We start from the raw sequence: 12,173 nt of genomic DNA on the forward strand, positions 1-12,173 counted from the left end.
GCATCACGCAAATCAAGCGCGTTTGGACGCATGCACCCCAGGGGGCGGCATGGCCGCGCCCTGGAGCTTTGTCATGTTGGAAACGCATCAAGTGACTGAACATCACCTCAAACTCGGCGAATTCGGCTATGCCGGCGACGATCACGTCGTGCCCTTCGAGGTCGGCCCGCTCGACGTGCGCGGCCGCACGGTCCAGCTCGGGCCGATGCTCGACGCCATCCTCAGCCGCCACGACTATCCCGAGCCGGTCGCCCGGCTGCTGGCGGAAGCCTGTGTGCTGACGGTGTTGCTTGGCACCTCGCTCAAGTTCGAGGGCAAGTTTATCCTGCAGACCCGCACCGACGGGCCGGTCGACATGCTGGTCGCGGATTTCTCCACGCCATCGGCCTTGCGGGCCTATGCGCGCTTCGATGCCGACCGGCTGGAAGCCTTGATCGCTACCGGCGAAACGTCGCAGCAGACGTTGCTCGGCAGCGGCGTTTTGGCGCTGACCATCGACCAGGGCGCCCACACGCAGCGCTACCAGGGCATCGTCCAGCTCGACGGCGAAACGCTGGAAGATGCGGCACGCACCTATTTCCGCCAGTCGGAGCAGATCCCGACCGATCTCAGGCTGTCGGTGGCCAAGCTGCTGACGCCAGGTCCTCGTGGCGCCCGTGAGCAGTGGCGCGCCGGTGGCATCCTGGCGCAGTTCCTGCCGCAATCGCCCGAACGCATGCGCGTGCCTGACATTTCGGGCGGCGACGGCGATCCGCGCGACGTGACGCATGAACCGGCCGACAATTCCTGGCAGGAACTGGTGGCGCTGCTCGGCACCATCGAGCCGACCGAACTGATCGACCCGACGATCGGCGCCGAGCGGCTGCTCTACCGGCTGTTCCATGAGCACGGCGTGCGCGTCTTCGGCGGCGTTCCAGTCGCCGACCAGTGCTCATGCTCCAGGGACAAGATCCGCGGCATCCTCGAGGGCTTTTCGGCGCAGGAGATCAAGGACAGCACCGAGGACGGTGGCATCCACGTCGCCTGCGAGTTCTGCTCGAAGCAGTATGACTTCGATCCGGCGGAGTTTGCGGCTCAGTAACCTCTCTTCCTTCTCCCCGTTCTACGGGGAGAAGGTGCCCGAAGGGCGGATGAGGGGCAGCGCGACCGTCGGCAAATGGCAGCGGCAATACACTCAGACGCGCTTGTACATGGAAGATAATCTCAGGGACCGGCGCCGCCCCTCATTGCCCTGCCGGGCATTTCTCCCCGTATTGAGACGGGGAGAAAGACGCTAGTTCACCGTCCGCCGTGTCCCTGGCAGATCCAGCGAAAACGCCGGGATGGCGATGTCGAACGTCTCGCCCCGCTTGTTGCGCATGGTGTAGTGGCCGACCATGATGCCGGACGGCGTCGAGAGCGGGCAGCCGGACGTGTATTGATAGCTGTCGCCGGGGTTGAGTTCGGGCTGGTCGCCGACAACGCCGGCACCGCGCACTTCCTCGACCCGGCCGGTGCCGTCGGTGATGTGCCAATAGCGCGACAAAAGCTGCACGAAATCGTCCGACTGGTTGTCGATGGTTATCTGATAGCCCCAGACATAGCGGTTCTCGGAGGGATCCGAGCGATCCTCCAGATAGAACGGCCTGACCTGCACTTCGATGTTGCGCGTAACGGCGCGGTACATGGGCTACTCCAAGGCAATGTGAGCGGAACTGTCGGCGCTCTCCCCGGCCCGGTCAACGACCTCAAGCGCAGGTGCCGACAAACAATGTCATTTAAGTGACACATGACAATGATGGTGTGTCCGGACTGTGCCGGGCGACTCAAGCGCTCTGTCGAACCGTTCAAAAATGGCTATTTGCGGCCGGCTTTTCCCGGAGTGACCAGATCTCGATGGAACTGACAGTCATAGCCGCAGCCCTGCTTTCGATAGCCCTGCTTCTTTCAAATCTCGCCGGCATCCTGCTCGCTTCATTCATGCTGAGACGGCGGCGCTCCATCGCGCCGCCCGCCGGCAAGGCGCCGGGGGTGTCGATCGTGGTCCCGGCGCGTGGCGTCGAGCCATTTACCGAGGAGACCCTGGCACGCGCCTTCTCGCTCGACTGGCCGCGCTATGAGCTGCTCTTCTGCGTCGCCCACGCCGACGATCCGGTGGTCAAGATGATAAACAGGACGATTGCCCGGGTTCCCGAGATACCGGCCCGGCTGCTGTTTGGCGATGACCGCATCAGCGGCAATCCGAAGCTCAACAATTGCGTCAAGGGTTGGGAAGCGGCCCGCCACCAATGGGTCATCCTTGCAGATTCCAACGTGCTGATGCCCATGGACTATGTCCAGCATCTGCTGGCGGCATGGCGCGACGACACCGGCCTCGTCTGCTCGACGCCGATCGGCTCGCGGCCGGCCGGGTTCTGGGCGGAGGTCGAATGCGCGTTCCTCAACACGCTGCAGGCGCGCTGGCAATATACCGGCGACGCGCTTGGCCTCGGCTTTGCCCAGGGCAAGAGCATGCTGTGGAACAAGCCGATGCTCGATGCCAATGGCGGCATCCGCGCACTGGCCGCCGAGATCGCCGAGGACGCCGCCGCGACCAAGCTGGTCAATGGGCTCGGGCTGCGCGTCAATCTTGTCGCCTCGCCCTTCGAGCAGCCGCTTGGCCAACGTAGTTTCGACGAAATCTGGTCGCGCCAGGCGCGTTGGGCGCGCTTGCGCCGCGTCACCTTCCCGCTGTTCTTCGCGCCCGAGATATTCACTGGCGTGGCGGTGCCACTGGTGCTGGCGCTGTTGGCGGCGGCGGGCGCCGGCTTCAGCCTGCCGGCAACCGCGCTCGCCGTGCTCGCACTCGCCTACCTGCCGGAATGCGCCCTGGCCTGGGGCAAGGGCTGGTACCTGTCGCCGCGCATGATCCCGGCGCTGATGGCGCGCGACGTGATGCTGCCCGCCCTCTGGGTGCGCGGCTGGCTCGGCGGCGCCGTCGACTGGCGCGGCAACGCGATGACCATCGGCACCAAGGCAGCCGAACTGGAAGAGACGCCGTCGGGCGCCTGAGCGCCCGCGCCTTGTCGTATCGGGCGAAGCCTATTTTGCCGACTTCAGCGCCTGCTCGATATCTGCGAGCAGATCGTCCGCATCCTCGAGGCCGACGGAGAGCCTCAGCGTTCCCGGCCCGATGCCGAGTTCGGCGCGCGCCTCGTCGCTCAGATTCTTGTGAGTCGTCGTCGCCGGATGGGTGATCAGGCTCTTGGCATCGCCGAGATTGTTGGAGATCAGCACGATGTCGAGCGCGTTCTGCAAGGCGAAGGCCGCCTGCTTGCCGCCCTTGACGTCGAGGCAGATCAGCGTCGAGCCACCCGACATCTGCTTCTTGACGACCGCCGCCTGCGGGTGGTCGGCGCGGCCCGGATAGATGACGCGGGCGATTTCCGGCCGCCCGGCCAGGAAATCGGCGATCTTGCCGGCGCTTTCGGTCTGCTGGCGCACGCGCAGTGGCAGCGTCTCCAGGCCCTTCAGCAGCGTCCAGGCGTTGAACGGCGACAGGCTGGGGCCGGTGTGGCGGAAATAGTCGTGCAGGTTCTCGTCGATCCACTTCTTGTCCGACAGGATGACGCCGCCGAGACAGCGTCCCTGGCCGTCAATATGCTTGGTCGCCGAATAGACGACGATGTGGGCGCCGAGCTGCAAAGGCTTCTGCTGCAAGGGGGTGGCAAAGACGTTGTCGACGATCAGCCGCGCGCCGATCGAATTGGCGAGCGCAGCAACTGCGGCGATGTCGATCACTTCCAGTGTCGGGTTGGTCGGGCTTTCCAGGAAGAACAGTTGTGTGTTCGGCCTCACCGCCTTTTCCCAATTGGCGATGTCGGTGCCGTCGACCAGCGTTGCCTCGATGCCGTATTTCGGCGCCAGCGTCTCGATCACCCAGCGGCAGGAACCGAACAGCGCGCGCGCCGCCACGATGTGGTCGCCGGCCTTGGCGCTGCACAGAAGGGCTGCGGTCACCGCCGCCATGCCGGACGCGGTGGCGCGCGCGTCTTCCGCGCCTTCAAGCGCGCACATGCGCTTTTCGAACATGTCGACGGTCGGATTGGCGTAGCGCGAATAGATGAAACCCGGCTCTTCGCCCTTGAAGCGCGCTTCGGCTGCCTGCGCCGTCTCATAGACATAGCCCTGGGTGAGGTACATCGCCTCCGACGTTTCGCCGAATTGGGAACGCAAGGTCCCTGCATGCACGAGTGCTGTCTGAGGCTTCCAGTTACGCTTCTTGGTGCTCATCGCTTTTGTTCCAGACACAAAAAAACCGGCCGCGAAAGTCGCAACCGGTCCATACGGCCTTGCGGCCCGACGGTCCTTTAGCGACTTGTTTAACGTGGCTGCAAGCCGACCGGCCAAATCACCACGGGATAACGACCCTTTAGACCTGCACCGCGCTTGCGTCAATTCCCGGCTTGATTAAGAGGTTTGTACCAAGCAGGTTCCGCAAAAGTGTTACACGGTTTTGCGGCAAGAACCTGCGACAAAAAAAGAGTCGCGGCCTTCAAGCGGAGCCAGCTTTGCGGCAGACCGGCATTCTTCCCGATCAGGATATTTCCGCGTTGTTCCAGTCGGGCGCGCTGAAGTCGCCGCGTGCGCTCGATGCCGACCAGATCCAGCCGGCCAGCCTCGATCTCAGGCTCGGCGCCAAAGCGTGGCGGGTGCGCGCTTCCTTTTTGCCCGGGCCGGGCCACAAGGTCGCCGAAAAGCTCGATCGGCTGAAACTGCACGAAATCGATCTCGCCGAAGGCGCGGTGCTTGAAACCGGCTGCGTCTACATCGTGCCGCTGCTCGAAGGCCTGGCGCTGCCTGCCGACATTTCCGCATCGGCCAACCCGAAGAGTTCGACCGGACGGCTCGACATCTTCACCCGGGTGATGACCGATCGCGGCCACGAGTTCGACAAGATCGCCGCCGGCTATGACGGTCCGCTCTACCTGGAGGTCAGCCCGCGCACCTTCCCGATCGTCGTGCGCACCGGCTCGCGGCTGTCGCAGATCCGCTTCCGCACCGGCAATGCGCTCTTGTCGGAGGCAGAACTGAGCGAACTCCACCGCGCCGAGATGCTGGTGGCCACCGAGCCGCCCAACATTTCCGGCGGCGGCATCGCGCTGTCGATCGATCTCGACGGCGACAAGGATGGGCTGGTCGGCTATCGCGGCAAGCATCACACAGGCCTTGTCGATGTCGACAAGCGTGCCGCCCAGGATGTCGTCGACTTCTGGGAGCCGCTCTATAAGCGCGGCGCTGGCGAACTGGTGCTCGATCCCGACGAGTTTTACATACTGGTGTCGCGCGAGGCGGTGCATGTGCCGCCGCTCTACGCCGCCGAGATGACGCCCTTCGATCCGCTGGTCGGCGAATTCCGCGTTCACTATGCCGGCTTCTTCGATCCGGGTTTTGGCCATTCGGCATCAGGCGGCACCGGCAGCCGGGCGGTGCTCGAAGTGCGCAGCCACGAAGTGCCGTTTATCCTCGACCATGGCCAGATCGTCGGGCGGCTGGTCTACGAGCACATGCTGAAGCGGCCGCAGGCGCTCTACGGCACCGATCTCGGCTCCAACTACCAGGCGCAAGGCCTGAAGCTGTCCAAGCATTTCCGCGCCGCGCGCTGATCTTCCTTGTCACCGTGAGACCTTGCCTGACCCGGAGCGCCATGCTTGGCTGTGCCGACCGTCATGATGACTTAACTGCAAGGGGAACAAGAATGCGGATTTCGAGATGGATCCTATCGGCGGCAAGCGCCGCCATGTTGGTCATTGCTGCCGGCTCCTTTTCGGCACAGGCCGCGGAGAAACTGAAGATCGGCACCGAGGGTGCCTATCCGCCGTTCAACACCATCACGCCGGACGGCAAGGTCGTCGGCTTCGACATCGACATCGCCGATGCGCTTTGCGCGCAGATGAAGGTCGAGTGCGAGATCGTCACGCAGGACTGGGACGGCATCATTCCTGCCCTCCAGGCCAAGAAGTTCGACGCCATCATCGCCTCGATGAGCATCACCGAGGAACGCAAGAAACAGGTCGCCTTCACCAACAAATATTACACCACGCCGCTTGCCATGGTGGCCCTGAAGGACAGCGAGCTCACCTCGACTGAAGCGGCGGCACTTGCCGGCAAGACGGTGGGCGCCCAAGCGTCGACCACCCAGGCCGATTATGCCCAGGACGTCTATGGCAAGGCCGGCGCCGAGGCCAAGCTCTATCCGACCCAGGAAGAAGCGATCACCGATCTGACCAACGGCCGCCTCGATGCCGTCATCTCGGACAAGTTCGTGCTGGTCGACTGGATGAAGAAGGCGAGCAACGGCTGCTGCAAGATGATCGGCGACATCAAGGGCACCGAGACGCAGGCCGGCATCGCGGTTCGCCTGGAAGACACAGAGCTTCGCGACAAGCTCAACGCCGCCATCGACGCCATCGTCGCCGACGGCACCTACAAGAAGATCCAGGCAAAGTATTTCGACTTCGATATTTATTGAGGTTGCAGCTGCCAATCTCCCCCCTCGTGGGGGAGATGCCCGGCAGGGCAGAGGGGGGCGCGAAGGATCGCCGACCTTGCACCATTTGGCCAGCCGAGAACAGTTGAAGGCGAAGTTATTCGATTGAGACGTTGGAGGGACAGCGCCCCCCTCTGGCCTGCCGGCCATCTCCCCCACGAGGGGGGAGATTACGCTGTCACAACGCCTTCACCGCCACCTTCACCGGCTGCTCGATTTCGAGCGGGTTGCGCAGCGGCAGGCCGAAATCCTTGGCTTCGATTTCGAACGTGTCGCCGGCCTCGGTCCTGATACCGTCGGCAAACGAAAGCGTCGCCGTGCCGAACATGTGCACATGCACGTCGCCCGGCTGGCGGAAGGCCGAATATTTGAAATGGTGATGTTCGAGATTGGCGATGGTGTGCGACATGTTCGCCTCGCCCGACAGGAACGGCTTTTCCCAAAGCACCTTGCCGTCGCGAACGATGCGCGAGGCGCCTCGGATGTCGGACGGCAGGTCGCCGATCAGGATCTCCGGTCCGAATGAGGCGTTGCGCAGCTTCGAATGCGCCAGGAACAGATAGTTGACGCGCTCGGTGACGTGGTCGGAAAACTCGTTCGACAGCGTGAAGCCGACGCGGAACGGCGCGCCGTCATCGCCAATGACATAGATGCCGGCGACTTCCGGCTCCTCGCCGGCGTCCTGCGCGAAAGCCGGCGACATGAGTGGCGCACCCGGCGCCACCGCCATGGTGCCGTTGCCCTTGTAGAACCATTCCGGCTGCACGCCGGTCTGGCCTTTCGCCGGCTTGCCGCCTTCCAGCCCCATGCGGAACATCTTCATCGAATCGGTGAGCTGCTCCTCGCCGTCGGTGCTGAGCTTCTTGTGCATGGAATCGCGCGTTGCCGCAGAGCCCAGATGCGTCAGCCCGGTGCCGGTGAGGTGCAGATGCGCGGGGTCTGGATGGTTGATCGGCGACAGCAGCCGCCCCTTCTTGTAGGCGGCGTCGAGATCGACGGTCTCGCCGAAGCCCTTGCGCTCGATGAGCGCAACCAGTCCGGTGCCGGTGCGCGCGGCCTCCATCGCCAGCGAATAGACGCTGCGGGCGCCATTGATGATCCGGGTCTTGCCGCCGTTGCGGGCGACGACGCGGATCGTCTCGGCGTCGTCGAGGATCTGGGAGATCAGCATGATATACCCTCTCTCTGGTGACTAGGCCCGGCTGCCGGCGTGGCAAACCCTGACCGTCGCGGCTCGGTACCATTCCGCGCCACGGGTGAAATTCTTCGTCGGGATAGCGCTTCGCGGGCCTGGTCCCCTGGGGGAACTTCTATGCGCCGGCGGGTTGCCGGCAGCCGCGATGTGACCCGTATGCCTTCCTGGTTCCCTCGCCTCAACCCTTGTTCTTGTTGTAGACGTCGAAGACCACGGCGCCGAGCAACACCAGGCCTTTGACCACCTGCTGCCAGTCGACATTGACGCCCATGATCGACATGCCGTTGTTCATCACGCCCATGATGAAGCCGCCGACCACCGCGCCGATCACCTGGCCGACGCCGCCCATCGCCGAGGCGCCGCCGATGAACACCGCGGCGATGACGTCGAGCTCGCTGCCGAGGCCCGCCGCCGGCACGGCCTGTCCGAGCCGCGCTGCAATGATCAGACCGCCAAGCGCCGACAGCACGCCCATATTGACGAACACCATCAGTGTCAGCCGCTCGGTCTTGATGCCCGACAGTTGCGCCGCTTTGGCATTGCCGCCCATGGCGTAGATGCGGCGGCCGATCGTCATGCGTTTGGTGACGAAGACGAACAGCGCAATCAGCGCGCCCATCACCATGAGTACGATCGGCAGACCCCTGTAGCTGGCGAACTGGTAGACCAGGAACAGCGCCAGCGCGCTGGTCACGAGGGTCTTGATGACGAACAGCGTGAAAGGTTCGGCTTCATAGCCATGCGCTTCGCGAGTGCGCCGTGCCTTGAGCCCGAAATAGGCATAGGCGAGCACGGCGACGATGCCGATCAGGATCGTTGTCATGTGCAAGGTCATGCCGCTGCCCAGAATGGTCTTGCCGGCGGCGTTCACCGTCGGCGGGATCAGCGTCAAGGGGCCGATCACATCCGGAATGAAGCCGGAGCTGAGCGCCTTGAAGCCGTCTGGAAGCGGCCCCACCGAAGACCCGCCACCCAGCAGCGCCTGGCAGATGCCGCGAAAGATCAGCATTCCCGCCAGCGTGACGATGAAACTCGGTATTCGGTGATAGGCAATCCAATAGCCTTGGGCCGCGCCGATGCCGCCGCCGATGATGAGGCAGATGATCGACACCACCAGCGGGTTGCTGAAGGGTCCGAGCGGCCAGATCACCATCATCATCGCCGCCAGCGCACCGATGAAACCGGCAACGGAGCCGACGCTGAGGTCGATATGGCCGGAGACGATGACCAAGAGCATGCCCAGCGCCATCACGATGATGAACGAGTTCTGCTGCACCAGATTGCTCAGGTTCACCGGTTTGAAGAGTGTGCCGGAGGTGGTGAACTGGAAGAACACCATGATGGCGATCAGCGCCAGGATCAGGCCGTAGTCGCGCAGATTGGTGATCAGCGCCGAGACGGCAACGCGCGGCCCCGGTTGTACATCTTCGGCGACGCCGCTTTTCGGCGCGGGAGCGCTTTCTGTGGTCATGATGGCTTTCCTTCTCCCCGAACGATGGCGCGCATGATCTTTTCCTGGCTGGCGTCGCTTGCCGCCATTTCTCCAACCATGCGCCCTTCATTCATGACGTAGATGCGGTCCGTGATGCCGAGCAGCTCAGGCATCTCCGACGAGATGACGATGATCGCCTTACCCTCGGAGGCGAGGCGGGCGATGATGGTGTAGATTTCGTACTTGGCGCCGACGTCGATGCCGCGCGTCGGCTCGTCGAGGATCAGCACTTCCGGATTGGCGAACAGCCACTTCGACAGCACCACCTTCTGTTGATTGCCGCCCGACAGATTGCCGGTCATTTGATAGACGCTGGACGAGCGGATGTTGGTCTTGGCCTTGTAGTCGTTGGCGACGGCGAGTTCGCGCAAATCGTCGATCACCGCGTGACGCGACACGCCGCCAAGGTTGGCCAGCGTGATGTTGTGCTTGATGTGGTCGATCAGGTTGAGACCGTAGGTCTTGCGGTCCTCGGTAACGTAGGCAATGCCATGGGCCACCGCCTTGCTGACCGAGGAGACATCGATCGGCTTGCCGTTGAGGAGCACCTCGCCGGTGATGCGGCGGCCATAGGAGCGGCCGAACAGGCTCATCGCGAATTCTGTACGTCCGGCGCCCATCAGCCCGGCGATGCCCACCACCTCGCCCTTACGGACGTTGAGATCGATGCCCTTGATCACCTGCCGCTCGGCGTGGATCGGATGATAGACCGACCAGTTCTTCACCTGCAGCACGACCTCGGCGATCTTCGGCTCGCGCGGCGGATAACGGTCATCGAGCGAGCGCCCGACCATCGAGGTGATGATGCGGTCTTCGGAGATGTCTTTCTTGGCAAGCGTCTCGATGGTCCGCCCGTCGCGGATGACCGTGACCTTGTCGGCGACCCGGTTCACTTCGTTGAGCTTGTGCGAGATCAGGATCGAGGTCATGCCTTGCCGCTTGAACTCGAGTAGCAGATCGAGCAGCGCCTGGCTGTCTTTTTCGGACAGGCTCGCCGTCGGCTCGTCGAGGATCAGCAGCTTGACTTCCTTGCTGAGCGCCTTGGCGATCTCGACAAGCTGCTGCTTGCCGACGCCGATATTGGTGATCAGCGTCTTGGGGTCCTCCTTGAGGCCCACCTTCTTCAGCAAGGCGCTGGTGCGCGTCTCGTTGGCATTCCAGTCGATGACGCCGAATTTGGCGTGTTCGTTGCCAAGGAAAATGTTTTCGGCGATCGACAGCATCGGCACCAGCGCAAGTTCCTGGTGGATGATGACGATACCCTTGTGTTCGCTATCGTGAATGCCTTTGAAATGGCATTCCTCGCCGCGATAGACGATCGCGCCGTCATAGGTGCCAGAGGCATAGACGCCCGACAGCACCTTCATCAGCGTCGATTTGCCGGCGCCGTTCTCGCCGACCACGGCATGGATCTCGCCCTCCTCGACGCTGAGGTTGACGTTCGACAGCGCCTTCACGCCGGGGAACGTCTTGGTGATGTCGCGCATCTCCAAAATCGTCGAGGCCATCAGGAATACCGCTCCTCCCAGGTCCGGACCAATGCCGGCGGGCTAGTATGCGAATTTTGGATTCGCCGCGCTAGCAAAAAGGGGCCCCGCTGTACGCGGGACCCCAAGCTTTGTAACCGAAATTACTTCAGGTCTTCGGCCTTGATGTAGCCGGAGTCGACAACCAGCGCCTGGTAGTTCGACTTGTCGACATCATGCGGCGTCAAAAGGATCGAAGGAACGACCTTGACGTCGTTGTTGTAGGTCTTTTCATCGAGACCGTCCGGCTTGCCGCCCGAGAGCACCTTGTCGACGAGTTCGACAGTGGCCTTGGCCAGTTCGCGGGTGTCCTTGAACACGGTCGAGTACTGCTCGCCCGAGATGATCAGCTTGACCGAGGCGGTCTCGGCGTCCTGGCCGGTCACGATCGGCCAGGGCTGGGCGTCCGTGCCATAGCCGACAGCGCGCAGCGAGGCAGTGATGCCGCGCGAGAGGCCGTCATAGGGCGACAGAACGCCATCGACGCGGCTGCCGTCCGAATAGTTGGCCGACAGGAGGTTGTCCATGCGCGCCTGGGCGGTGGCGGCGAGCCAACGCAGCGTGCCGACCTTATCCATGCCGGTCTGGCCGGACTTGATCTTGATCGAGCCGTCATCGATCAGCGGCTGCAGGACGGAGATCGCGCCATTGTAGAAGAAGAAGGCGTTGTTGTCGTCCGGCGAGCCGCCGAACAGTTCGACGTTCCACGGCTTGGTGTTCGGGAAACGCTCCTTGAGGCCCTTGACCAGCGAGTTGGCCTGGATGACGCCGACGCCGAAATTGTCGAAGGTGGTGTAGTAGTCGACATTGGCGGTCTTCTTGATCAGGCGGTCATAGGCGACGACGACGACACCGGCGTCAGCGGCCTTCTGCAGCGCATCCGACAGGGTGGTGCCGTCGATCGAGGCGATGATCAGCGCCTTCGGACCCTTGGTGATTTCGTTTTCCAGCTGGCTGAGCTGGTTGGGGATGTCGTCCTGCGCGTACTGCAGGTCGACGGTGTAGCCGAGAGCCTCGAGCTGAGACTTGACGGCGTCGCCGTCGTTGATCCAGCGCTGCGAGGTCTTGGTCGGCATTAGCACGCCGATAAGACCCTTGTCGGCTGCGTGCGCCGAGTAGGTCATGGCAGCAATGCCAAGGGCCGCGACGGCGGCCAGTGTCTTGATGATTTTCACTTAACTCTCCCTGGTTGATGGACGCGGCACCCCGGGGCTTCGCGGGCCGCGCAGTCGAGCGGAAGCGCAAACGCGCCACCGCCGGCATATCGATCTCTGGTATTCCTCCCAATAGTCTCGAGACGCTGATTTCAATCGATACGATTTTGCTCGTCAACGACCGTCAAGTCTCAAGACGCGCTCAGGGTGTGTCCCTTTGCCATAACTGTCAAATGCGATCTTTGATGGTTGCTATATCCAAACTGATATATATTAGACGCAGGTGAAGGCATGGCCG

The 12,173-nt window shown here is 62.9% G+C and carries 10 protein-coding genes and 1 riboswitch; of the genes, 4 read left to right on the forward strand and 6 right to left on the reverse strand.

The features are described from left to right. The first annotated feature begins 49 nt into the window (after positions 1–49). Entirely contained in the window at positions 50–1,081 is a 1,032-nt protein-coding gene (locus tag AC1DVW_RS08560) for an Hsp33 family molecular chaperone (protein WP_477322364.1), read from the forward strand. Positions 1,082–1,273: 192 nt separating this feature from the next. Here AC1DVW_RS08560 and apaG read toward each other — a convergent pair whose 3' ends face one another. Further along, positions 1,274–1,666, reverse strand: coding sequence for a Co2+/Mg2+ efflux protein ApaG (gene apaG / locus AC1DVW_RS08565; protein WP_477241752.1), 393 nt, complete (start codon positions 1,664–1,666; stop codon positions 1,274–1,276). Between the two features lie 209 nt (positions 1,667–1,875). On the opposite strand from apaG, the gene AC1DVW_RS08570 reads away from it, so the two are divergent. After that, the gene (locus AC1DVW_RS08570) at positions 1,876–3,030 is read left to right on the forward strand and encodes a ceramide glucosyltransferase (protein WP_477322366.1); all 1,155 of its coding nucleotides are present in this window, start codon (positions 1,876–1,878) and stop codon (positions 3,028–3,030) included. Between the two features lie 30 nt (positions 3,031–3,060). Here AC1DVW_RS08570 and AC1DVW_RS08575 read toward each other — a convergent pair whose 3' ends face one another. Continuing rightward, positions 3,061–4,251, reverse strand: coding sequence for an O-succinylhomoserine sulfhydrylase (locus AC1DVW_RS08575; protein ID WP_477322368.1), 1,191 nt, complete (start codon positions 4,249–4,251; stop codon positions 3,061–3,063). A 57-nt stretch (positions 4,252–4,308) separates the two neighbouring features. Continuing rightward, positions 4,309–4,386, reverse strand: a riboswitch (SAM riboswitch). Positions 4,387–4,529: 143 nt separating this feature from the next. Here AC1DVW_RS08575 and AC1DVW_RS08580 point away from each other — a divergent pair. Both AC1DVW_RS08580 and AC1DVW_RS08585 read left to right on the forward strand, forming a co-directional pair. Next, positions 4,530–5,624, forward strand: coding sequence for a 2'-deoxycytidine 5'-triphosphate deaminase (locus AC1DVW_RS08580; protein WP_477241758.1), 1,095 nt, complete (start codon positions 4,530–4,532; stop codon positions 5,622–5,624). Positions 5,625–5,716: 92 nt separating this feature from the next. Then, positions 5,717–6,490: an ABC transporter substrate-binding protein gene (locus AC1DVW_RS08585; RefSeq protein WP_477241760.1), complete on the forward strand. Its 774-nt coding sequence runs from the start codon at positions 5,717–5,719 to the stop codon at positions 6,488–6,490. A gap of 196 nt (positions 6,491–6,686) precedes the next feature. Here the strand turns inward: AC1DVW_RS08585 and araD1 are convergent, their stop codons facing one another. From araD1 to chvE, 4 genes are all read right to left on the reverse strand, one after another. Then, complete coding sequence (gene araD1, locus AC1DVW_RS08590; RefSeq protein WP_477322370.1) at positions 6,687–7,679, reverse strand: AraD1 family protein; 993 nt, start codon at positions 7,677–7,679, stop codon at positions 6,687–6,689. A 202-nt stretch (positions 7,680–7,881) separates the two neighbouring features. After that, a complete protein-coding gene (mmsB, locus tag AC1DVW_RS08595) occupies positions 7,882–9,174 on the reverse strand; it encodes a multiple monosaccharide ABC transporter permease (protein WP_477241764.1) in 1,293 nt (430 codons plus the stop codon). Further along, positions 9,171–10,703 carry a multiple monosaccharide ABC transporter ATP-binding protein gene (mmsA, locus tag AC1DVW_RS08600; RefSeq protein WP_477322372.1) on the reverse strand — a complete coding sequence of 511 codons (1,533 nt, stop codon included), beginning with the start codon at positions 10,701–10,703 and terminating at the stop codon, positions 9,171–9,173. The genes mmsB and mmsA overlap by 4 nt, the downstream gene beginning before the upstream one ends. Before the next feature lie 122 nt (positions 10,704–10,825). Further along, a complete protein-coding gene (gene chvE / locus AC1DVW_RS08605; RefSeq protein WP_477241768.1) occupies positions 10,826–11,896 on the reverse strand; it encodes a multiple monosaccharide ABC transporter substrate-binding protein in 1,071 nt (356 codons plus the stop codon). Positions 11,897–12,173: the final 277 nt, after the last annotated feature.

The sequence above is a fragment of the Mesorhizobium sp. P3_B5 genome (genome assembly GCF_056402815.1).

Excerpts from the sequence above, each read along its gene's own strand:
- AC1DVW_RS08560 (WP_477322364.1), top strand. The coding sequence starts at position 50 with ATGGCCGCGCCCTGGAGCTTTGTCATGTTGGAAACGCATCAAGTGACT.
- apaG (WP_477241752.1), bottom strand. The coding sequence starts at position 1,666 with ATGTACCGCGCCGTTACGCGCAACATCGAAGTGCAGGTCAGGCCGTTC.
- AC1DVW_RS08570 (WP_477322366.1), top strand. The coding sequence starts at position 1,876 with ATGGAACTGACAGTCATAGCCGCAGCCCTGCTTTCGATAGCCCTGCTT.
- AC1DVW_RS08575 (WP_477322368.1), bottom strand. The coding sequence starts at position 4,251 with ATGAGCACCAAGAAGCGTAACTGGAAGCCTCAGACAGCACTCGTGCAT.
- AC1DVW_RS08585 (WP_477241760.1), top strand. The coding sequence starts at position 5,717 with ATGCGGATTTCGAGATGGATCCTATCGGCGGCAAGCGCCGCCATGTTG.
- araD1 (WP_477322370.1), bottom strand. The coding sequence starts at position 7,679 with ATGCTGATCTCCCAGATCCTCGACGACGCCGAGACGATCCGCGTCGTC.
- mmsB (WP_477241764.1), bottom strand. The coding sequence starts at position 9,174 with ATGACCACAGAAAGCGCTCCCGCGCCGAAAAGCGGCGTCGCCGAAGAT.
- mmsA (WP_477322372.1), bottom strand. The coding sequence starts at position 10,703 with ATGGCCTCGACGATTTTGGAGATGCGCGACATCACCAAGACGTTCCCC.